The sequence below is a fragment of the Chitinophaga filiformis genome, assembly GCF_900102545.1.
Classification (GTDB): Bacteria; Bacteroidota; Bacteroidia; order Chitinophagales; family Chitinophagaceae; genus Chitinophaga; species Chitinophaga filiformis.
The window spans coordinates 1,009,642-1,033,662 of the sequence record NZ_FNBN01000003.1; the positions used below are offsets into that span (position 1 = coordinate 1,009,642).

The 24,021-nt window shown below is 45.3% G+C and carries 16 protein-coding genes; 6 read left to right on the forward strand and 10 right to left on the reverse strand.

The features are described from left to right. The first annotated feature begins 10 nt into the window (after nt 1-10). Together BLR32_RS16250 and BLR32_RS16255 are read left to right on the forward strand one after the other, a co-directional pair. Nucleotides 11-1,027 carry an ABC transporter ATP-binding protein gene (locus BLR32_RS16250; protein ID WP_089833583.1) on the forward strand — a complete coding sequence of 339 codons (1,017 nt, stop codon included), beginning with the start codon at nt 11-13 and terminating at the stop codon, nt 1,025-1,027. Further along, a complete protein-coding gene (locus BLR32_RS16255) occupies nt 972-2,015 on the forward strand; it encodes an ABC transporter permease (RefSeq protein WP_089833585.1) in 1,044 nt (347 codons plus the stop codon). Before BLR32_RS16250 ends, BLR32_RS16255 begins: the two co-directional genes overlap by 56 nt. Nucleotides 2,016-2,127: 112 nt before the next feature. Here the strand turns inward: BLR32_RS16255 and BLR32_RS16260 are convergent, their stop codons facing one another. Then, nucleotides 2,128-3,834, reverse strand: coding sequence for a hypothetical protein (locus BLR32_RS16260; protein WP_089833586.1), 1,707 nt, complete (start codon nt 3,832-3,834; stop codon nt 2,128-2,130). A 156-nt stretch (nt 3,835-3,990) separates the two neighbouring features. Then, a complete protein-coding gene (locus BLR32_RS16265; protein ID WP_176842307.1) occupies nt 3,991-5,085 on the reverse strand; it encodes a DUF2652 domain-containing protein in 1,095 nt (364 codons plus the stop codon). Nucleotides 5,086-5,385: 300 nt separating this feature from the next. On the opposite strand from BLR32_RS16265, the gene BLR32_RS16270 reads away from it, so the two are divergent. From BLR32_RS16270 to hxsC, 4 genes are read left to right on the forward strand one after another with little or no spacing between them, the layout of a single operon-like run. After that, a complete protein-coding gene (locus tag BLR32_RS16270; protein ID WP_089833590.1) occupies nt 5,386-6,063 on the forward strand; it encodes a peptidoglycan-binding domain-containing protein in 678 nt (225 codons plus the stop codon). 3 nt (nt 6,064-6,066) lie between these two features. Beyond that, complete coding sequence (gene hxsD, locus BLR32_RS16275) at nt 6,067-6,435, forward strand: His-Xaa-Ser system protein HxsD (protein ID WP_089833592.1); 369 nt, start codon at nt 6,067-6,069, stop codon at nt 6,433-6,435. 1 nt (nt 6,436) lies between these two features. Further along, on the forward strand, nt 6,437-7,942 hold the full coding sequence (gene hxsB / locus BLR32_RS16280; RefSeq protein ID WP_089833594.1) for a His-Xaa-Ser system radical SAM maturase HxsB: 1,506 nt from the start codon (nt 6,437-6,439) through the stop codon (nt 7,940-7,942). After that, the gene (hxsC, locus tag BLR32_RS16285; protein ID WP_089833596.1) at nt 7,942-9,057 is read left to right on the forward strand and encodes a His-Xaa-Ser system radical SAM maturase HxsC; all 1,116 of its coding nucleotides are present in this window, start codon (nt 7,942-7,944) and stop codon (nt 9,055-9,057) included. The genes hxsB and hxsC overlap by 1 nt, the downstream gene beginning before the upstream one ends. A 118-nt stretch (nt 9,058-9,175) precedes the next feature. On the opposite strand, the gene BLR32_RS16290 is transcribed toward hxsC, so the two are convergent. The 8 genes from BLR32_RS16290 to BLR32_RS16325 all read right to left on the reverse strand — a co-directional run bounded on the left by BLR32_RS16290 (nt 9,176) and on the right by BLR32_RS16325 (nt 23,656). Then, a complete protein-coding gene (locus BLR32_RS16290; protein ID WP_089833598.1) occupies nt 9,176-10,639 on the reverse strand; it encodes an alpha-L-fucosidase in 1,464 nt (487 codons plus the stop codon). A 27-nt stretch (nt 10,640-10,666) separates the two neighbouring features. Then, entirely contained in the window at nt 10,667-13,819 is a 3,153-nt protein-coding gene (locus tag BLR32_RS16295; protein WP_089833600.1) for a beta-galactosidase, LacZ type, read from the reverse strand. 143 nt (nt 13,820-13,962) lie between these two features. After that, complete coding sequence (locus BLR32_RS16300; protein WP_089833602.1) at nt 13,963-15,570, reverse strand: GxGYxYP domain-containing protein; 1,608 nt, start codon at nt 15,568-15,570, stop codon at nt 13,963-13,965. Between the two features lie 11 nt (nt 15,571-15,581). Beyond that, complete coding sequence (locus BLR32_RS16305) at nt 15,582-16,571, reverse strand: BT_3987 domain-containing protein (protein ID WP_089833604.1); 990 nt, start codon at nt 16,569-16,571, stop codon at nt 15,582-15,584. Between the two features lie 18 nt (nt 16,572-16,589). Further along, complete coding sequence (locus BLR32_RS16310; protein ID WP_089834187.1) at nt 16,590-18,359, reverse strand: RagB/SusD family nutrient uptake outer membrane protein; 1,770 nt, start codon at nt 18,357-18,359, stop codon at nt 16,590-16,592. Nucleotides 18,360-18,378: 19 nt separating this feature from the next. Further along, nucleotides 18,379-21,801: a TonB-dependent receptor gene (locus BLR32_RS16315; protein WP_176842308.1), complete on the reverse strand. Its 3,423-nt coding sequence runs from the start codon at nt 21,799-21,801 to the stop codon at nt 18,379-18,381. Between the two features lie 165 nt (nt 21,802-21,966). Next, nucleotides 21,967-22,977, reverse strand: coding sequence for a FecR domain-containing protein (locus BLR32_RS16320; RefSeq protein ID WP_089833607.1), 1,011 nt, complete (start codon nt 22,975-22,977; stop codon nt 21,967-21,969). An 88-nt stretch (nt 22,978-23,065) separates the two neighbouring features. Beyond that, the gene (locus BLR32_RS16325; protein WP_143011490.1) at nt 23,066-23,656 is read right to left on the reverse strand and encodes an RNA polymerase sigma factor; all 591 of its coding nucleotides are present in this window, start codon (nt 23,654-23,656) and stop codon (nt 23,066-23,068) included. Nucleotides 23,657-24,021: the final 365 nt, after the last annotated feature.

A 24,021-nucleotide genomic window follows, 5' to 3' on the forward strand; every position in this document is an offset into this window, starting at 1 on the left:
GTGTTTACATATGGAAAACGCAATTATTGAACTGGAAGGATTGACAAAATTCTATGGTTCTCTGAAAGCTGTAGACAATCTCCATCTAAGGATTAATGCCGGTGAAGTATTCGGTTTGCTGGGGCCGAATGGCGCTGGCAAGACCACTACCATATTGATGATGCTGGGGCTTACCGAGCCTTCCGGCGGCATGGCAAGAGTATGTGGTTTTAATGCCACTAAAGATCCTATCAGCGTAAAACGCAAGGTCGGTTATATGCCCGATAGTGTGGGGTTCTATGATAATATGACCGCTTTCGAGAACCTGTCATATATCGCCAGATTGAATGGTATACCCGCACATGATGTGTATCATCGTGTGCAGGAAATGATGGAACTGGTAGGATTGGGTGCTGCCATGCACAAAAAGACCAGCGCTTATTCCCGTGGTATGAAACAACGACTGGGCCTGGCAGATGTATTGATCAGGCAACCGGAAGTGATCATCCTGGATGAACCAACACTTGGTATTGATCCTACAGGAGTAAAAGAGTTCCTACATCTTATCCGGCAATTGAGCCGCCAGCAAGGTATTACCGTATTACTTTCTTCTCATCACCTGCATCAGGTGCAACAAGTTTGCGACCGTGTAGGAATTTTTGTTGGCGGTAAACTGCTGGCAGAAGGCGACATTCATCAACTCTCCCAGCATCTGTTTTCTGAAGAGGCCTACCTGGTAACGATAACGGTAAAGGATGCGCTGTCTGATACCACGGCATGGGAATCAATGCTGTTGCAAATGGAGGCTGTCAAAAAGGTGACGGCATCAGGCAACACCATTGAGGTGTCCTGTACCGGAAATATCACTCCCAAATTGGTAAGATTCCTTGTAGAGAAAGGTTTCGACATTATGGGAGTACATCAGAAGGAATATGGATTAGAAGAAATTTATCAACGGTATTTTGATAATAATCTAACTGAAAACGTGTCTCATGGAAAGTCCAGTGGTTTATTTCAAAGATCTTTTTTCAGGAAGACTGCACAGTAAAAAAGCAGGAAGCCGAGGTGTATCAGATGCGGTATCCCGTCAGCAGCCCTTTGTAGTGATGGTACGTAAAGAAGTTGCCGATCATATCCGCAGCTGGCGGTTTATTGTATTACTTATACTTATTGTATTGACTTTTGCAGGAGCAATGTATGTTTCCCTGAGCAATCTGAAAGCGGCGGTTTCGAATGAAAACGATCCGGACCGCCTGTTCCTTTACCTGAAATTGCTGACGGCAACAGACGGGTCGCTTCCTCCCTTTCATATTTTCATGAGCTTTCTGGGAGCTCTTCTGGGCATCAGCCTGGGATTTGATGCGATTAACGCAGAGCGGAACAATGGTACGCTGATCAGGCTACTGGCACAACCGGTGTACAGGGATAATTTGTTGCTCGCCAAATTTGTGAGTGCCCTGGTCGTAGTAGCTGTTTTGTTTTTGTCACTTAGCCTGCTGATGATCGGTGGTGGGCTGATTATTACCGGTGTCAGGATCGAAGGGGCTGAATTTTGCCGGATATTGTCTTTTGTGGTACTTACTGTGCTGTATGTAGGCTTTTGGTTAAGCCTGGCAATACTGCTTTCTGTAAAGTTCCGGCAGGCCACCACTTCTGCACTCACGGCCATTGGCATCTGGTTGTTCTTTACTGTTTTTTACAGGATTGTCGTAAACATGATCGTAAAGTCTTTCTTTCCGGATCCCAATTTCATGGCACAGGAGGATATTCTTTTTTACAACAATGTAATACTTGATCTGCTTCGCCTGGCGCCGAGCCAGTTATATACAGATGCTACAACAACCTTGCTGATGCCTTCAGTCAGAAGTCTCGGTCCTTTGACTATGGAACAGATGGCAGGGGCTATTCCTTCACCCTTGTCTGTGCGGGAAAGTATATTGATCGTGTGGCCGCAGGTGAGTGGGTTACTCGCTGCAACAGCGGTTTGTTTTGCACTGGCGTACTTCTGGTTTATGAGGGCGGAAATAAGGACCTGAGTTGTCGCAATCGTAGTGCTATAGAACATCGAATAACGTATATAAACTATGCAAAAAGGGTCCGGTATCAGGACCCTTTTTGCATCATAATGCCTTGACATATTTATCTCTTCTAGAAAATATCCGCCAGCACTGCTGTTTCAAATTCACAGAATACGGCATTGCCCGTAAAGTTATAGGCAGCCAATGCTGTCAGTGAGTCTCCATTTTGACTTCCTTTAAGGACTGCATTGAATGCTGGTGCAAAACTGTCTATCCGATAGAAGTTGATTACCTTGAATGGCTGGTTGTTTTTAGACCACCATTTGAACTTGAGGATGGTGTCGCCGGACGCAATTGCTGCATTACCTATTTTCAGGTAGAATTTGAGTGTATTGCCTATCCTGTGTACTCTAAGGTCTTGTACGAAGGAAGGTATCACATCAAGGTACTTGCCCGCCCATTCAATATTGTTCTTTGAATTTTCATATACTACTCCTGTACTGTTACTGCTATAGAATAACATAGGCTCCACATTACAGGTATACTGAAGGTCTCTGATAAAAACATCCCTGCAGTATAGCAGCTGGTTAGGCCGTTCATCTACGCCAACAGGATAAATGAAATCTGCATTGTTATTACTGATGCTTACCTTGTCGCAGGATTGAAGAAGAATATTACCTTCCAGGAAGTTATTCTCAATGGCAATATCGCGGAAGGTGCCGTATAGCGGCGATCCCAGTAAGCGGATAGCGGAATTATATAAAGTGCCGGTACCAAAGGAAGGCGTAGGGAACTGGCCTTGATCAGAATAGGAATTTACGATGCGGATCCTTTCCCAGGGTCTCCAGGTACTTTCATTATCTGTATTTTTGGAATAGTCCCAGAACTGTATACCACAGATCGCGTTTTTAAAAGCCCTGACATTATCCATTAAAAGGTCAACGATATTCGTGCCATTAGAATAGCCTTCCCAGTCAACGCCATTTCCATATAAATTACCGTTTACTCTATCGCCTTTGGAACCATGATTATCCGGTTTCCCGGTAGCCAATGCGGTATCCAGCCCATTAAAAGAGAGTTCGACATTTTTCAGCTCAACGGCTTTCATACAATCTCCGCTGATGCCATGCCTTCTATTCCAGCTAAAGCGGGAATCCTCAATTTTAATGTACTCGAACAAGTATGTATCGAGAGATTGAATAGCTTGTCCTGAAAAGAACTCAATGCCGTCAGTAGCACAATATTCAATTTCCACATTCCGGAAGGTCAGGTGTTTACATGCTCCCAGGCATCTGATACCATGACGACCACCATCCTCAGCGGCAGCGTTTATATTAACATGGTTGTCACGATTACCGTTTATATAAATGTTTTCAAACAGAATATTTTGTTTTTCACTGTCCAATCCATCTACTGTTAGAACGGAACTGAAATCAGTGCCTGATCCTGCATGCTGGAACCTGAAATTCCTGATTGTGGTATTACTTTGTACCAAAAGGGATAAAGACACCAGGTATGTTCTGCCTTCGCCGTCGAGGATGCGACCTTGTGCTGTTTTTACCGCTTTGAGCAGGCTATTGCTGTCGTCAGTAGTCCCGTCGCCTTTGGCGCCAAACCATACTGCGCTTAAAGGGCTGTTATAGAGCCGTTTCCATCTTCCGGTAGCTGAGTTCTGTGATTTAAAAATGGTGCCACCATCTTCCTGGGCACTGGATGCTGCATCCCAGTAGAAGTCACCTCCGCCGCCATCGCCGATATTATTGTAACCTAAGACATGTATTTTTTCATTAGCTACAATGGGGGTTGTAACTAGCTCTGATATTAACGCTAAAGCCATGATTTGATGATTTTTTTAGGGTTACTACAATAATTGACGTCAATTATAGTAAGACTCAAAAATAGGTTCTTACCGCGCAGTGAAAGTGCGTAATAAAAAACAGGGGGAGCTGTTTGTATGGAGTGGTGGGTATGTGAGTAAGATTGTTATTTTACACTAGTCCTTTTGGAAAGCAGGTTTTAAAGATGCGCTTTCCATTTGGGCACAATATATTGCCAGCTTTTCCGCAAGATCCTGCATGCTTTGTAATAAATCAGTATGCATTTCTTCCGGCACCGGAGATTGCCCGTTATTCAAAAAACGGCACGCAAAGAAACAGGAGTGTTCGTTTAGTTTATTAAATACAAATTCGTAGACCAGAGAAAGACCCATGTCTGGAATGCTACAGCTTTCTGCATAGAAGACCTGCTCGTCAGATATCGTCATCCGCAGAGGAGATATAATCGCCTGATAGTTATCAAATGTGCAGTAATGAATGCTTCCGATAAACACCGCAGGTATATCCTGCTCTACTTTGCGTAGTCCCGGCACCCATTCAGCCCGGCCCGGGATATTCATCACTACCATATACACATCACGATAGTTCGCTGGTATTGGTTTTTCCACGTAACAGGTGCCATCAACGCAATAATCGTTTTTCAATGCAGGGAGTTCAGGTACTCTTTCCCTTGCTTTGTTAAGCAAGGCGAAACGATAATTCACTGTACCAATAGAGGGATAATCTTCTGATGAACTAACCCATTCCAGTTCGTCCCGTACAGGTGCGTCGGTCACATCGTCAAAAAGCTTTTCTGTGATCAGGAGGTACTCGTTGCTGTCAATACTGTTTTTCAGTAAACGATGGGCGATGATCATTTCAGGACCAGACTGCTTTACAAAACGTCCGACCGTTATTTCTGCAACAGGGCCATGATGTACTACAAACTTCAATGTGAGATTGGTAATCGCCTGGCAGGCTCCACAAGGGCAAACCATGTGTTGCTGCATCCATTTGCGCTGGTAGTGAAAAGCGTTGAAGATGTTCATGCAGGTATTCAATATTTCTTCCCGGGAAGGTGCGGATCCTTTCCTGACCAGCAGAACGGCATCGCCTTCAATCTCCACTACTTCATATTCATCACCGATAGCTTTGATCATAGCATCAATAAGCATATTAATGGCGAGTGTGCTATGGTTGAGTTCAGTGGTTGTCATGAACTCAGTGAACCCGCTGATATCCGGGATCAGGATCGTTGCGTTGGTTGTTGCCATAGTTCGGGGTATATGTATTGTAAAGTTACGGAAGATTGGGGTTATAGAGAGCATAAGTCTGATTGACAAAAAAACGACTATGTTAATTCTCTATATATCCAGAGATTTAATATCAAAATACCATGAACACGGCGCTTGCTGTATTTGTACAGCATTTTACTTATCCCATTAAAATACCGGAAAAATCCCCGGAGAAACCTCAGACAGAGAGTTGTATTTTTGGTTGTCACAATTCAATAGCAAGTACTCCTCTCATGATAAAGCCATGAGAAACCTTATTAATAAACCAAATACCCCCACATGAACGATTCAAAATTTGGATTCCAATCCCTCCTTAGAAAAAGCCTCGCTGTGATTACAGCTGCCTTTGGCACATTAAGCGCTAATAGTGCCCCGGCCTCAATTATCAGTTATGAGCCAGATCATGGTACCGATAGTCATTCGGAAGAAGCGCATAGAAATGTGCTGAAACCTAAACTGGTGCTAAAGTTGAATATGGCGAATCCGGAGAATAGCCTGGTGCTGATGCATCGTTCGCATAGTTCTCACAGATCTCATTCTTCTCATAGTTCCCATTATTCTTCTTCTTACAGCTCTGGCAGCAGGAGTTCATCTTCTTATTATGATAATACCAGCTCCCCAGCTTATTCTTCCGGTTCTGGCAGTTCATCAACAAAAACCAGGAGCAGTGTTAAACATAATAAATCCAATCATTCGACTTCAAACAGCGCTGTGCAGTATATGGATGTAGATCTGACAGGTACAACTTCAGAATATCGCACATTAAAGCTGGGCAGCAGGGGAGAGGATGTAACCCGATTACAGCGTCTGCTGGTTGATTATATCGCTTCAGGTGATGATGAAGGATACTTCGGAGATGAGACTAAAGCAGGCGTTATCAGTTTTCAGAAGGCATATCATCTGAAACCAGATGGCGTTGTCGGACCTAAAACATGGAAGGCAATCTTAAAGAAATAAAGTATGGAATATCAACTGGTAAGTGATATACTAAAAATCACTGTGAATGCTAAGCTCTATTCCGAGGCAGTCTTATTCAAGTGCTTCTACTGGTATGGTAATACCTTCGAAGTGGATATCAATAAAGTTGATGAAAGTCTCTTTCAGATCACATTGAAATATACAGTCCCTGGCGCAACTCCGGATTGGAACAACATAATCTCCCGCATTAAACGTGATCTGATTGACTTCCGGCTCAGGCAAATTGTTACGGAAGAAACCCGAACTGTCAGAGAATTGATTATCGCCAAGGCCTTCGCATATTATGAGGAAGATGAGGCTCCGGTATCGAGTATTACTGATCCCGTAGGATTTGACCCTCAATGTATTTAGTATGGAAACAACTATCAACACCCCGCGACAAACAAGGAAGTTTAAAGACCCCCAATACTATAAAACTATCTCTGCTGATTATTCTCTGCTCCCATTTCGTTTTCATCGTATGGCTGATAGCAGGGAGCTGTTGGTCAATGAACTGGGTGATTTTATCCTGGTTCCGGAAGGCACTGCAGCCCGCATCATACAGAAAGAGATTAATGCTGAAAATCCCGAAGACCGGTCGTTATTCGAAGATCTGGTTGCAGGCTTCTTTATTTCTGAGAAGAGAATTCCCGATTTGCTGGAAGTGATGGCGACGCGCTACAGAACCAGAAAGTCTTTCCTGGACCATTTTACGTCCTTGCATATTTTTGTTATCAGCCTTCGCTGCGAACATACCTGCCATTACTGCCAGGTGTCCAGAGTTACGAGTGATAAAGATACTTTTGACATGAGCCGATATCATATCGATGCAGGAATCGATATGATGATGCAATCGCCGAATCCACACGTTACGATGGAGTTCCAGGGAGGCGAGGCGCTATTGGCTTTCGAAAGTATCGTTTATGCAGTTGAGCGGACTAAAGCAGCATCTGCAAAGCATAACAAGCAGGTAACTTATGTGATCTGTACGAATCTTGCCCCATTGACGGATGAGATGCTTCAATACTGCAAGGAAAATAATATCCTGATCTCTACGTCGCTGGATGGTCCGGCTTTCATTCATAATAAAAACAGACATAAGCCTAATGCCAGTAGTTATGACTTTGCAGTGGAAGGTATCCGTAGATGCAGGGAAGTACTGGGAGAAGATAATGTTTCTGCTTTGACTACCACCACGAATTTATCCCTGGAGCATCCCCTGGAAATCGTAGATGAGTACGTGCGTCTCGGTTTTTGTAATGTATTTCTCCGGCCAATTAACCCTTATGGTTTCGCTACCCGTAGTGATCGAAAGAATAAGTATGAAACAAGCCGTTTCCTCGAGTATTATAAAACCGCTCTCGATAGGGTAATAGCGCACAACCTGGATGGATATTTTCTTCGTGAGGATTATGCTACTATCATTCTCCGGAAGATGCTTACGCCATTCCCTGTTGGCTATGTTGATCTGCAATCGCCGGCAGGACTGATCAATAATGTGATCGTTTTTAATTACGATGGCGCTATCTATGCTTCCGATGAAGCAAGAATGCTGGCGGAAATGCAGGATTATACTTTTCGTTTGGGACAACTTGGAAGATCTACCTACAACGAGATTTTTTATGGCGGGCAAGCACAGGAAATCAGTCAGGCGATGACGAATGAATCGCTTCCGGGTTGTTCAGAATGCGCTTTTCAACCCTATTGCGGCGCTGATCCGGTCTTTAATCATGCTACCCAGGAAGATATCTATGGTTATCGTCCTACAAGCGCATTCTGTCAGCGTAATATGTGGATTATTGAGCATCTGATAACGCTGATGACGAATGATCCGCGAATTGAAAAAATATTTAGAAGCTGGATAACAGGTAAAAGCTGATGTTACTAAAAACAAAAGGTATTGCACGTGGAATTACCACACCTATTGTCGGACGGGTGTCTTTTACCGGTGCAGAGAATGCTGAGGTCCTTATATGTGATACGCCTCCTCCGACGCTTATTCACTCTTATAAAGCGGTGCTGTCAACGTATGACGGTCCCTCAGAAATACCGGGCGTCTTTTCGATCCCGGACTTTAGTCATCTAAGTGAAGGTGATATTGTTGTCATTCACTCAGATGGCGTGGTCAGTACTCAATACCGGGTGAACTCCGTTCACAACTTCCTGCTTTTCACAGAGAGGTGTAACAGCAACTGTATTATGTGCTCGCAACCACCCAGAGACAGGGACGATACTGATTATTTTTATAACCTCTATCGCCAGACTATCCCCTTGATACCCAAGGATTGTATCGAGCTGGGTATCACCGGAGGAGAGCCAACGCTGCTGGGAGACCGGTTCTTTAAACTATTAGCGTGTATTAAAGCATCATTGCCCGATACTGAAGTACATTGTCTTACCAATGGCCGCTCTTTCGCCTGGCCTGGTCTTGCCAATAAACTGGGAAAGATGGATTTCAACAGGCTGATGCTGGGCATACCCCTGTATTCTGACTATGCTCCCCAGCATGATTATATTGTGCAGGCAAAAGATGCATTCTATCAAACAGTGAAGGGTTTGTACCACCTGGCGAGGAATAATGTACGGGTAGAATTGAGGATAGTACTTCATCAACAAACCATTCCCCGGCTTAGGCAACTATCCAGATTCATTTATAAGAATCTGCCCTTTGCTGCACATGTGACGTTTATGGGACTGGAGCATCAGGGTTATACGCCACATAATATCCAGCGCCTCTGGATAGATCCGCTTGATTATGGCGAAGAATTAACTGATGCGGTTACTTATCTGGGAGATATGGGAATGAATGTTTCTATTTATAATTCTCAGCTTTGTGTGTTACCTCGGGAACTATGGCAGTATGCCAGGAAATCCATATCAGACTGGAAGAATGTTTATCATGAGGAATGTGTGAAATGTTCTGTAAAGAATGAGTGTGGAGGGTTCTTTGCGTCGGGAGTACAAAGACACAGCAGAGGTCTGAGTGCGGTGTGATCTCCCGAAATCTGAAACCTGCCAGAAACTGAGAGGCCCAAAACGGGCGAGCGTTGCCTCCTGCTTTGGGCCTCTCAGGCATGATTGTGATAAGATACTTTCTCTATGGCTATAACCCCTACTTCAACATCTGCTGCTTATACACACCAAAAGTATGAATAGCGGCACATGCCTTGCCTTCAGTAATCCGTAGTCGTACATATTTAGCCGTCAAAGGCTTAAACTTCACAAGCCATTTATAACCGATCGACTGCTTCCCCGTTGCCTCTGGAATAGGAATCCAGTTTTTACCATTATTTGAGTAATCAACAGACCATCCCGTAGTACGATGACCCAGCTCAATTACTTCCTGCAACATCAGCACATCGAATGTTTTTGCAGTACCAAGATTGAAAACTATCGTGTCTGTGCTGGCATTATCAGCTGTTGCATAGTAGGTGCTCTCAAGATTATCCACCATGTTGGCTGGCTTGTAGTTTGCACCACGGGGATGGAGTGTCGTGATGGTAGCGCCACTGGCAAGGTTGGTTTTAAAAGTACCGCGAATCAGTGCTCCCAGGCTATCACTTCTTTTGGCATCAACGGGAGATATCAATCCTTCCTTATTGGGAGGATAGTTTAAAAGCAACACGCTGTTGTGTCCTACAGAGTTAAAATAAATATCCCATAGTGTGGCAAGACTTTTTACCCGTGTATCTTCTTCCGAATGATAAAACCAACTCGGACGGATTGATACATCCACCTCGGCTGGTACATAGGCAGCTCCATCCAGTTCTCCATGGTTTAATGCGGAGATATTATCGGATTCATTCTTTATGGAGGATAAATTGATCGTTGACCAGCATGGATCACCGGCTATGCCTGATTCATTTCCCACCCAACGGCAGTCGGCAAAGGCATTAGAGTTTTTTGTTCCGAAGACAACGCAATTGGGTTGTAGTCGGCGAACGGAATCCGCCCATCTTGTATAATAAGCGGTTGTAAGTTTGTCAGCACCTGCGCCATCCCACCATATTTCCCAGATCGGGCCGTAATTCCTCAACAGTTCTGATAGCTGATCGGCGTAGTAATTACTGTAATCATCTGTTCCGTATCTGGAATCATGTCTGTCGTGCGGACCGAGATATATCCCGGCTTTAATACCTGCGGACTTGCAGGCATCCGTAAATTCCCTGACAATATCTCCTTTCCCATCTTTCCACGGACTGTTTTTAACTGAATAGTTGGTATGTGCAGTTGGCCAGTTACAAAAGCCGTCTGCATGCTTTGCCACAAAGATAGCGCTTGTAATGCCGGCGCTTTTGAGCACACCGGTCCATTGATTGCAATCCAGCGCAGTTGGATTGAATAGTCGTGGACTTGCCGTTCCATCTCCCTCATTATCATTCGTAAAAGTATTCATGCCGAAATGAAAGAAGGCTATCATCTCGCGGTGGTACCATTCAATCTGCCTGGCATTGGGTACCGGACCTACAGGAGAGGGGGCCGTTTGTCCATTCACCTGAGACGGTAAAAAGACGCCTATTGCTGATATAAAACACAGGCGTGCTGTTAATTGTAATACAATCTGCTTAAAGTTCATATTAAAAGCTATTAAGTTGATCTCGTTTTATTTACCATGTAAGGGGGCATACGGTTGTATGCTGAATGATAATGTAGTCGGTTTAAATGGAATATAATACTGAGGTAATGGAATAGGACCACAACTGGCATTGCCGAGCCCCATCTGAGCCTTATCAAGGCTTAGAATAGTTTCCTGCCTCCTGTGTAATTCATACAGGTGTTGTGCTGCCCATAGATCCTGGTCGGTATAATGCAGTGCCGTAAAACTTAGCTGATCATCTGCAGTAAACAGAATTCCTTTATCATCCGCATCCGTTAGTTTTACCCAGCGAACATCTTCGCGGTTGGCCATTCCCTGCGGACGTTCATATTGTTCCAGCATATCATCTACAGTACGTTGATATTGCCCTATATCGGCAGCCGTTTTTCTATCTGCATAGTTTTCAAAAGGCCCCCGACCATACCATTCAACATTTTCCAGTCCAGGGTTCAACGTCATACGCAATCCGAGACGGGGAATAGGCAAACCGCTGGTATCAGGGGTAAAGTCTGCCTTCACGTGAATGAAGCCATTCCCATATACGGTGTATTGCATGTGGGTCACTACCTTGAAACCTGAGCGCGTAGCTGCGGTAGTGGTAGTGGAGACTTCAACAGATTTACTGCCGACAGGTTTTACTGCAAAACTGTTCAGTGTATATTGCAGACTATCATAACCGGCCTGCATCCATTCAATGGCAGGACCTCTTTCTTTGGTACGGTCATTATCCAGCCTTGCGCGATACAGGTTAGACACAGGTCCATTTTGCGCACCGTTGATGATAACATGATCGCCATATTGAAGTGAAGAGATATTGCCGGTAGATTTATCAAATGCGATAGAGTAATCCTTACCATTTATTTGCACCCTGGCACCATCCTGTTGCAGCGTTACATCGGGCAACTCCGCCACGTTAAGCGCTGCTTTTGGGAGGGTATTGAAAGGTACTTTCATTTGTTCATGCGCTACCTCGGTTCCCTGTTTTGCCCACAAAGCATCCTCACGCAGGCGGAATGCTACCCGCAGCCAATATTCAGCGCCTGGTGTCAATACAGGTTTCTGCCAGGGGATTGTTACAATAGTAGAATCATTGGGCGACAAATGTACAGGTGCTAATATACCTGATTGTATCACCCTGCCATTTTCAGATAAGGTCCAGGTGCATTCAAAAGCATCCAGGTTGAGGAAATCATATTTATTCCTGATGGCAACACGTCCTGTTTGTCCGTCGGCCATGCTGATCTTTACATACTGGTATACTTTTCTGACATCTTCCAGCTTAGGCGTAAACTTCCTGTCTGAAGTAGTGAGCCCTTTAATGCTGAACGTACCGTCATTGGGTTTGTCGCCAAAATCACCACCGTAGGCAATAAATGTCTTACCAGTTGTATCGCCGGGAATCCGTTTATTAACACCCTGGTCTACCCATTCCCAGATACAACCTCCAATGAGGCGCTTATGTGATTCAATGGCATCCCAGTATTCCTGCAGGTTACCTCCGGAGTTACCCATCACGTGCTCATATTCGCACATAAAGAAAGGCTTGGAGGACGTTTTTTCTCCTTCAGCTATCAGTGTGTTCACTGAAGGATACATGGTAGATTCAATATCTGCTATGTCATTATATCCTTCATAATGGATGGGCCGGGAGCTATCTATCGCCCGTATGGCAGCTTTGCCTGCTACAAAATTCTCGCCTCCCCATGATTCATTGCCCATAGACCAGATAATGACTGATGGATGGTTCTTGTCACGTTCTACCAGGCGTACCTGCCGGTCAACATAAGCCTTTTTCCATGCAGGATCTTTCGTCAGCTGATCGCCCATACCATGTGTTTCAAGGTTGGCTTCATCTACTACATACAAACCGTATTCATCACAGAGCTGATACCATAGTGGATCATTGGGATAATGACAGGTACGTACGGTGTTGATATTACATTGTTTCATCAGGGTGATATCCCGTATCATGGTTGCCCTTGGTACTGCCTTGCCATAAGCGGGATGTACCTCATGACGGTTTACACCTTTCAGTAATATCGGTTCACCATTCACCCAAAGGCGACTGTCTTTTATTTCTACTTTTCTGAAACCAAATCTTGATGAAAGGGTTTCCAGCACTTGTCCCTGCTTATCCCTCAGTGTCAGTAATACGGTATAAAGACTGGGCGTCTCAGCTGTCCATAGTGTGGGGCGACTGATATTGGCCTTTAGTGTATATGTTTTAGCAGTTAAGCCTTTCAGTGCTTCCACAGCCTGATTGATGCTGGAACACAGTTTGCCGGAAGGATCATAGACATCAACTGTAACCGTGGATGCTGCCGCAGCTGCATTGCCGTCATTCTTTATATCTGTTTTTGCAGAAAAGACGGCTGATTTAAAATCTGAAGCAAGGTCTGATTGCAGGAAGTAGTCCTGTATATGCACCTTAGGTTTCGCATAGAGGTATACGCTTCTGTGGATACCACTGAAGCGGAACATATCCTGATCTTCCAGGTAACTGCCATCACTCCATTTGTATACTTCCACGGCAACCAGGTTCTTTCCGGGTTTGATATATTTTGTGATGTCAAATTCTGCCGGGTTGAAACTGCTCTCGCTATAACCTACCTTTTGCCCATTTACCCAGACATACATGGCGCTGATCACACCGTCAAAATGGATGAATACTTCTTTCCCGTTCCAGTTAGCCGGAACGTCGAAATTCCTGCGGTAAGATCCTACCGGATTGGGCTCTTTCGCCGTCGTCCAGTCTGCAGGTACTGCTCCCATTACCCTGGGAGGATCTACTTTAAAAGGGTATTCAATGTTCGTATAAATAGGTGTACCATAGCCCTGCATTTCCATATTGGACGGTACGGGAATGCTTGCCCATTGTGTGGCATCAAAATCCGCTTTATAGAAATCAAGCGGTCTCTCAGAAGGTTGTTTTACCCAATGGAATTTCCAGGTGCCATCTAATGATACATACCAAGGGGATGTTGATGGCACATCCTTTAATGCCTGTTCTCTGCCGGCGTAAGGAATACAGATGGTACGGGCTGGTTCTTTGTTGATACCTAATACCTGTTCGTTCTCCCAGTCATTACTTTGCGCATGGATAGTGGCATGACCTGCTACGAGCAGGCATGTGGTAATACCAAATGTTTTGAGACCCATTTCCTGTTTTTATATTTACAATTAATATTGCTTGGTTTGTTTGTTGAAAATACCAGTTCACACGAGACTGCTGCGAGACAGCTGAATACCTCCACAATCAGGCTCGTCAGCAGCCCCGCGCTAGTGGTAGACTCTAACAACAACTATTTATTTCCCAGATTCGCTTTCACGAGTTTTACAAAAACATCCGGCGTAACTACGCGTACATTGGCATTTAAACCGTCTACGACCTTTTTGACACTGGCCAGGTCTTTTGTCCAGGTATGAACAAACACCAGTGTATAACCCGATGCGCTCGATGGATCGGCAGGGCGCGAGTTTATATTGCTGATCACGGCCGCCTCTTCTTCCAACCCTGCCCAGAGATTGTCTCTCGCTTCTATCACGGGTTTACCATTGTCTGCAAACTGAATGCTTCCATTTGGGGCTTCTCCATAGCCCGTATAGATCAATCCGTCTATATTGCTTTGCGACAAATATTTATTCCAGAGGTCCATACGCCCGATAGCGCCCTGGTCCAGTATGTTCACAATATTGAGATCTGCCTTTGCCATGAAAGTATTCAACCTGTTAAGGTATTTATCAAAGGCGGCAGCTGGCATTTTGCTGGGGAAGGTATAACCGCTTCCGCTGGGCCCCGCTACAAATCGATCTTTGCCGGATGCATTTTCATAATACCAGCGTAATGCAGCGGGTGCAAGATCGACCAGCGAAGGGCTGATCGTATATCCCATATTAAAGGAACCGCGGATTGGGTTACTAAAATAGTTCTGTAAAGACCAGAGGTCATATGCAATGTTATCGCCATCGCTTACCAGGAATGTTACATAATGTACATTGGGCTCTGTAACAGGTGTTGCCGGTGTTTTTTGACGGATAGCATTGTTGTCGTATATACTGCTGAGCGGAGCAAGGTTAGCTGCGAGATCTGTAGGAAGCATTACCACCCCGGCTTCAGCCGCATTAGATACCATTGAGAATTCTTCCTGCCCGTACCCGAAGCAAAAAGCTTCGGGGTCAAGGTGCTTCAATACTGTTTTGCGCCAGGACGTTTCACCGTCATAGAAAGTGAACGCGTTGGTGAGTGTGATGTAATCGCGCAGGTGATGATTGATAGTGGGTGTCAGTTCTGCTGCGAGGGCATTGCTAAAAGCCTTCGGATAATTGCTGTATACCCATTTTTCATCGCGTGTACGGACATCTGCTTTGCGGGTGCTAATACCCGCCGCAATTACGGCAGTTTCCAGGCTTGCATCCACCGCAATAGCGTTCATCGGACCACATAAAGCCGTGGCTGCTGTCAGCGATCTTTGATTAGTGGCACGATTATACAACACATATCCGCTTATTTTTGATTTAAAGCGACCTACAAGGTCAGCCCAGGAACTATAGTTAGTAAGGGTAATACCATATTTACTGTTCATATAGTTTGTCCATACGGCAGAAGGACCTCCTTCGTCGATGTATATCTGTTCCGCAGAACTTTTGGCAATAAGCCCCTGTAAAGTAGCGACCAATACTTTCTGTTCAGCAGAAAGATTGTTACCGCTGATCACACAAAGTGATTTTAGTGCAGCCCCTTTCTGGTGCAGCACACCCCGGTTGAGCACCTGGGTGTTTTTTACCGTATCATTTTTTGAGGCATCTATAGGAGTGCCAGTGATAGCTGGTGATTGATTATTGTTTTTGCTACAGGCAAAACATCCAATACCAGCTGCGATCAGCAGCGTGCAAACAAGCTTTTTCTTCATGTCTGTTGGGTTTAGAATATTTGTACTTCCGCGATATTGGTGCTGGATGTAGCGTATACTTTTGTCACGGTTATTTTCACATACCTGGCATCTTTCAATGTAGACACAAAGTATCTGTACCAGGGCTGGCCGGCATCATGTGGCATATCTTTAATACTGGCAACATCATCCCAGGTAACATTATCAGCACTTACAGACACCGTAACGTCCTGCGGTTGTCCATGGCCCTCTGTTTGCCAGTCGCCTTCAAAATAGCGGTCCATAATGCCGATACCATGTACCGGTTTCACTTCACCCATATCAATGATAATATAATGTGGAGGTCCGGGTTCTCCGCCTGACCATTTCGAGTTCCAGAAAGTGCCCGGATCTCCATCAATAGCTGCTTTAGCAAGGCCATTGCCGCCACCTTCCGCAGGTTCTTCGGTGGAGAAACCGGCAATACTCCAGTTACTTTCATCATAAGGTTGCATGCTCGCGAGATCAGCAGTTCCGTTTACAACAAAATAAGTGGTTTGTTGATAGCCACTTCCTGCGGCCCCGGTAATGCTTTCTATGCTTATGGGAATCATATAATCCTGGAATGGATTTATTCTATCCTTTGCTATTATTTTAAGCGCTAAGTTTCCTGTACCGGTGGCTCCTTTCAGAATGGTGGCACTGGTCTGCAGCTCGTAGCTGCCTGCCGGTAATAGCGGGTAATTGGTGCCGTTTTCTTCATTGAACTTTGCTACGAGAGCAGTGTCTGCTTTGAAATGTATGGTAATCTCATTGGCAGCGTTTATACCAGATACGGTAGCATAGTCAGTTCCTGTCATGACGGCGCTGTAGGATACTATAAATGGCGTATCTGCAATGGCAAATTCCCTTTTTACAATACCTTTTCCAGCGTCTGGCATGTAGACGGTTCCGGCGGAATGATCATCTTTTTTGCATGCGGCAATAAGAGCAGCGGCTAAAAGAAATGTGTATATATATAGATGTGAATGCTTTGTTTTCATGACTGAGTTGTTATACGATTAATACCCTGGATTCTGTCCGTTTACCCATGCATCTTTACCGCCATTTTGCGCCCGGATCTTATAGTTACGATCCAATACATTCTGCGGAATGGGCATGGTGTACATTTTGGGAAGGAATAAACGGTTGCTCACATTCGTTCTTGTGTAAACGAATGAGCCGTTATCAGCCGTTATCACCATGCCTACTTCCGGCCGGTTTAATACACCAGGAGTGCCATCAGGCATTTTATCCGCAATCTTCCAACGTAATACATCCCACCAGCGTTTATCTTCAAATGACAGTTCAACACGACGTTCACGACGAATGATCTCCCGCATTTTGTCCTTATTTACGGCGCCATAGGTAGCCTCTACAGTGGGCATGTTATTGTTACGGGTCCGTACTTTATTCACTGCCGCCAGCACGTCGGGTGTAGGCCCATTCACTTCATTTTCGGCTTCTGCAAAACTGAGCAGCACTTCTGCATAGCGGAAGAACATATAATTCTGATAAGAGGTGCTGTTAGCCCGGTTATCGCTTCCCACAACGCTTTCATCCAGTCTTTTGCAGGCATAATAACCCGTATGCGTAACATCACTGCTATAACCGAGATCTATTTCATTTTCTGTACTTCTGCCCAGGCCTACTACCATCCGGAGGGTGTCGCCCTGCCATGGAGATCCGTTAAAAAGGATCGTCTGGTAGAAACGTTTTTCCCTGTTTACATATGGATGTTGAGGATCATAACCGGAACCGGATTCTCCGATGGCTTTTCCGTTGGCCATGGAGAATTCATCTACCAGTTCCTGTGTAGGCTGGAAGTTACCCCATGCTACTTCGGTTCCATTGACGATAGTAGGGCCTTCTTTACCTTCCAGTTGTCCGCCTTTACCAGGCATATATTGTCTGGCGAAAATGGATTCAATGCTATTGTTGGCTGTTTTCAGGAATAAATTCCGGAAGTCAGGATACAGATCATACACCCCAAGGTCTATCACTGCCTTGTTGGTCGCTGCTGCTTTTTTCCATTTCTCCAGGTCACCGCCCGGATTAGCCGCATTGCCTGAATTGCGTAATGGACTGGCTTCATAGAGTTCACACCATCCTTTCAGCGTAAGTGCCGCGCCTTTTGTAGGTCTGCCGGGTTCTGACTGATTAAGAGGTAAGGTAGTGGCTATATCTGCCAGTTCATTCGTAATAAACTGGAAGGTTTCTGCCTCTGTGCTTCTTGGTACATAGATGCTGTCGCCCTGTGTGATATTGTCCAGTGTTCTTGTGATAACAGGTACACCTCCATAGGCCATCCACAGCCAGTGATAGAACATCGCGCGGAGAAAGCGCACTTCAGCGATCCTTTTGGTTTTATAATCGTCGGGCAGCGCTGATGCGGTTACTTTTTCTATGAACAGGTTACATTTCCTGATCTTCTCATAGTTGCCGGTCCTGCCATCATTGTTATCTGTTTTTCCCCAGTACCACATATCCCAGGGCCCGCGGGGCAGGTTGGAAGGCGTTACATTGGCCACACGTATATTGGCATATCCCTGCATCCAGGTAACACCTACATCAGAGTTGTCAGTATATTGGTCCAGGTGTTCCGTTTCATTATTCATGTCCGGAAGCGAATTGTAAACATCATTCAGGAAGAGGTCGGCATTGGCCGCTGAGGACCATACAATATCATCACCCACGCGATCTCTTGGTGATATTTCCAGGGAGTTTTTATTACAGGCTGTCAGCGCTATACCAACGAGGGCAATAAGGCAGCTTTGTTTTATCGTGATCATGTTTCTTTCGGTTAATTGTTTAGAAGGTGACATTCAGACCTACTGAGGTAGTTTGTTGCTGGAAGTAATATTGACCGTTTGAAGAACGTGCTTCAGGATCAATCTTCTCCTTCATATTAGGTGTCCATGTCCACAGGTTTTGTCCGGCAGCATATACACGCAACTGTTGTATACCTACCCGTTTAGTAAGTTTTGAAGGCAGGGAATAGCCTAGTTCAGCGCTTCTGAGTTTGATATAAGACGCATCTCTTAGCCACCAGGAAGAAAATCTTGTGTTATAATCTTTAGGTTGTGTGCTGACGCGTGGATATAAGGCGTTTGTATTGGCCGGCGTCCAGTGATCTTTGTAATACAGTTCACTGGCGGAACCTTGCTGATCAAAGGGGAATACCAGGTTACCACCTACCGGAAGGCTGATCTGGGTAGCTGCCTGCAGCAGGAAATTGAGATCAAACCCTTTCCATGATAAAGCAGGGGAGAGGCCAAAGATCATCTGTGGTGTACCATTGGGTCTGCCAATCACCGTCTGGTCATTATCGTCGATAATGCCATCTGGTTTACCTGAGGGACCGCTGAGGTCCGCATACTTCAGATCGCCGGGACGTACCGGAGCATCCGGGATAGAAGCAACGCCTGCTTTCAGGGAACCATCTGTGTTGAAATCAGCGGGTGTAAAATAGCCAAGTGCTTTCAATCCGAATTGTGTGCCGTTTGCGCGTCCTGTCTGACGGCGGTTGGGATTATTGTAAGTGGCATCTGTTTCAAACACCTGCAGCAGTTTATTTTGTGCATAGGTGAAGTTCGCATTGAGGTCCAGTCGCAAGCCATTGGAAAAAGTATGATTGGTACCAATGCCCAGCTCAAATCCGTGGTTACTCATAATGGCTGCATTCTGTTCCGTAAGGCCCACACCATATTCTGCAGGTACAGTAACAGTAGGAGGTACCAGCATGTTGGAACGCTTTTCATAGAAGTAGTCGGCAGTTACATTGAGTTTACCCTTCCACAAAGCCGCATCTATACCCACATCGGTCTTCTTTGCTCTTTCCCACGTAATGGCGGTATTAGCCTGCAATACTTCACTGATACCTGCTGTTAGCCTGCCATCGAGCACGGCCGCATTGTTATAGATGGAATAGCCTGTCAGATATTGAAAGGGACCTCCGGCCAGGTTGCCGGATTCTCCATAAGAAGCCCTGATCTTCAGTGCATCTACCCAGGCTACATTATCTTTCATGAAGTTTTCACGTGCTATATTCCAGCCAAGTGAAAATGCGGGGAAGAAACCGTATTTGTGACCAGGCGCGAAGTAATAATGTCCATCATATCTGCCGGATACTTCTGCCAGGTATTTACCGTCATAATTGTAACTCAGGCGATATACATAACCTATCTGCCTTTGCTGTGATGATGATCCTCCATTGGAGAGTTCACCCTGTGCAGTACCGCCGCGATCCAGTTCATCAATGTCAATAGGATAATTGATCCTGCCGCCCGAAAGATCCCAGTATTTCTGAGAGCGTGATTCCAGTACGCCAAGGAAGGTAACATCGTGTTTACCGAAGGTATTGTGATAATTAAGATATCCCTGGTAGGTGAATGCTTTATTCTGACTGGTGCTCAGGTTCAGTGTTGGTTTGGAAGGACCAATATAAGTAGGATTAAAGGTATACGGAGTAGTTGTAAAATCTGCGCTGTAAGTCAGAATAGGTGTTTTCCATGTTTTAGAATAAGTATTATAGGGATCATAACTGGCCACCCCTTTTATGCTCAGACCCTTTAAGAATGGCAGTTGCTGTTCAATGCTGAAGGTGGTCATGATCTGTGTATTCTCGTTATGAGAATACCCGCTATGTGCAATGGTGCCTACCAGTGAATTGGTGATGTAGCTGCCCCACAGGCCGTTGGAATAGTAGATGGCGGATGTGGGAGGTGTTCTGAATGCCTGGTACATGATCCCTCCACCAGCAGAGGCATAGCGGTTATTGGGATCGCCACTGCCGGGATCTGAATATCCGGAGTAATTCTGATCTTCTACCCAGCCACTGATGGAAAGGGATACCCGGGTATATTTAGCCGCCTCGATGTCCAGGTTGGCCAGTGCGTTATATTTTTTAAGATTGGTAGTAGAGAATTGTCCTTCCTGACTGGTATACCCTAATGCCGCAAAATATTTCATCTTTTCAGTGCCTCCGGATAGTTGCAGGTTATGATTAGTCAGTATTGCATTTCGCTGGATCACATCCCGTAAACCCTGGCTATTGGGATACCTGTCACGGTCTGCATCTGACGCGCCATCTACCGTTTTCTTATATCCGGCTATTTGTGCATCTGTGAAAGAGAGGTTGAAGTTATCATTCCGGTTGGCTTCATTGGTCAGCAATGCATACTGGTACGAGTTTACCATACGGGGCATCCTGGTAGGATTCTGAAAACCCACATAGCCATTATAGGATAGGACGGGAGCGCCGGTCTTTCCTTTTTTGGTAGTGACCAGGATCACACCATTCGCGCCTGCAAGGCCATACGGTGCAACAGCAGCGGCATCTTTTAGGATGGTAACGCTTTCAATGGTAGCAGGGTCCAGCCTTGAAAAGTCTCTGTAAATACCATCTACTACCAGCAACGGATTGGCATTGCCAATGGTGGAAGTACCCCTGATCCGTATTCTCGAACCATCCAATCCGGGTTCGCCACTTCCCTGATCTGCAATAAGGCCGGGCATACGGCCTACGAGATTATTGGTCAGATTCACTACCGGCTTCTGTGCAAAATCTTTTCCTTTCACAGCAGATACTGCCGCAATGCTGGTGGCTTTCAGCTGTGTTCCATAACCCACGACTATTATTTCTCCGAGCGCGGTAGCATTTTCTTCCAGTTGTACATTTATTGAAGTACGTCCGGCAACCGGTACTTCTTTGGTCATGTAGCCGATAAAAGAGAATACCAGTATACTTTGTTCATCAGCCACACTGATAGAGAATTTCCCTTCCTGGTCTGTATTGGTACCATTTAAAGCTCCTTTCAGCCGGATACTGACACCGGGTAGTTTTTCACCCTTTGCAGAGGTTACCATACCTGTTACTACCAGTTGTTGCTGCTGTAGCGTTTTCTCTGGTACAGGTGCCGGAACAATGAAGATGTAATGATCTTTCTGTTGATAGGTAAGGCCGGTACCTGAAAGCAGGATATCCAGTGTGGCAGCTACTGTGCGGGTAGCCGCCGGAAGCTGAAGATGCCCGAACCTGCTTACTTCTGTTTTCCTGTAGCCGAAACGGAAATTGGTTTTTTGTTCAATCTCCTTTAATGCTGTCTCCAGGCTTTTCCCTGAAATGCCCAGTGAAATGGTGGTTTCGCGGATGTCCTGGCCGCTTGTTTCTGCTGCTATCAGCATATTACAGCAGATCAATAATATTGCTAATACTAACGTGGAGCATCTCATAATCCAAATGATGGTTTTGAGCGGGACAGAACGTTCATAAGGAGGGAACGTGGAGCCCTGACTTACAAAAAAATGCATAGATTTGTTTGGTTTTAATCGGTTTGAACGCTGGTTTAAAATCAATTTGGTTGCGGGTACTTGCCTGTACCTGTGATCATTTTTTTATTACCGCTGTGGTTGCCTCCGCAGCGGTTTTTTCTTGCTGATGGTAATGGTATTTCCTTCTATGTGGTAGCTAAAGCCATTCAGTTGACAGATCATAGTCATCACTTCCTCAAGGTTTGCTCCCTCCAGGAAGGAGAAGGAGAAACGGGATGTTTTCAGTTCGGGATCAGCGAATACGATTGCTACATTGTACCATTTGCCTATGGTCACTGCAGCTTCTTCCATGGTCACATTATCCAGTATTAACTCACCTTTTGTCCAGGCCACCATATTGCCGGTAATGGTATCCCTCAGGGCCACCTGCTTACTTTGCGGATGATATTCCAGGAGCTGGTTAGCCACAATCACACCCAGCGCAGTATTACCTTCAGCAACGCTCACTTTACCATTTAACACGGCAACTGTGAGCTGCTGGTCGTATGCCTGTATATTAAATGCGGTACCCAGCACTTTGGTCGTCACATTGCCGGTATGCACGAGGAAAGGTTGATTGTCGCGGTGTATTACATCAAAATATCCCTCACCATGCAGGTACAGTTCCCGTGTGTTGCCTGTAAAACTGGCGGGATAACGAAGCGTACTACCTGCTTTCAGCCAGACTGTAGAACCGTCTGCCAGCTTCAGTTGCATACGTTGACCCGGAGGGGCAGTCAATTCCCTGTAAGCAAGTGGCGCTGTCCGGGAAGGCGTAAACCATAAGTACGCGCCTGCCCCGGTAGCCAACAGCAGTAATATAACTGCTGCGTAGCTTAACCAGCGGCGTTTGATATGTATAGGTTGTTGGACAAAACGCGCATTTCCTGTAATCTGCTGATATAATGCCTCTGATTCATCCGGCCTTAATTGCTCTGTGGAGGGAGTCAATTCTGCCCAGATACGGTCAATTGCCGACTGGAGGGCAGGATCCTCTGTTGCCTCTTCCAGGTACCGCATGAGTTCTTCGTAATCTTCGGCATTGATAGTATTGTTGACCAGGTAGCCGAGCAGTTGATGTATGCGTTCTTCATTCACGTGAATTACATTTTAATATGCCTTTAAAAAGGTGATATAGTGCAATACACGCGAGCCTACCTGTTCGGGTAGTCAGTTTTAAAAAAAATTAATAAAACATAGAAAGTAAGAGCGCGGGGAGAAGCACTTCGGTCTTGTCGAAGCAGGTCCGCAGGGTTTTTAATGCACCTGTGAGATGATATTTTACAGTATGGACGGAGATTTGCATACGGGCAGCAATTTCTTCATAGGTAAGCCCTTCAAATCTGCTCAGCCGGAAAACCATTTGCTGTTGCAACGGCAATTTATTCAGCATCAGGGTGGTAAGACGTTCGAGGTCGGCACTGAGGATGGCTTCTTCGGTTTCATTATGTTCCGGGTGCATGGTAAGCCATAGCTTCTTACGGGCAGCCTGTGAGGTGGCTGTTTGCCGTAACATATTCAGCGTCACCCTTCTCGCTATTGTAAATAACCAGGGGGCCAGCGGATATTCACCATTCAATTGTAAGCGGTGCTCCCACAGCCGTAACATGGTTTCCTGCACGACTTCCTTGCTTTGTTCCTTGTTTTTAAAGAACTGATAAGCCAGGCCATAAATCCTTTGGCTGTATTGGTCATATACTTCCCGGAATGCAGATTCATCCCCATCACGCAGGCGCATGATCAGATCCCAATCAAAAGATTTTATGACACTTTCCACTAACCAGGTAATTAATTTAGAAAAACGTGGTATTTGATCCCCCAGAATAATGCTGATGAGTCTAAGGTAGGGAATTTAATGTCGATTTTTAATCTTTTTTAGTTGGATATAATCTATATCGCTAACCGCCCGGTCGTCCTTCCTGGCCCTACTATCTGGTAATACGACATTCATGAGCCCAATTTTGCTTTTGGACCACAGTGGAAATAAACAACGCCGGATATGATAAGGGTTCCTGTTACCTATTCGGCGTTGTTTATTTCATCATTCTATAATATAATGCTTTCAGCAGACTTTATTGATAATTCCCGATCATATGGTATTCCCATAATCTTATAGTTCCGGTTCGGGACTTGTTTTTTTCG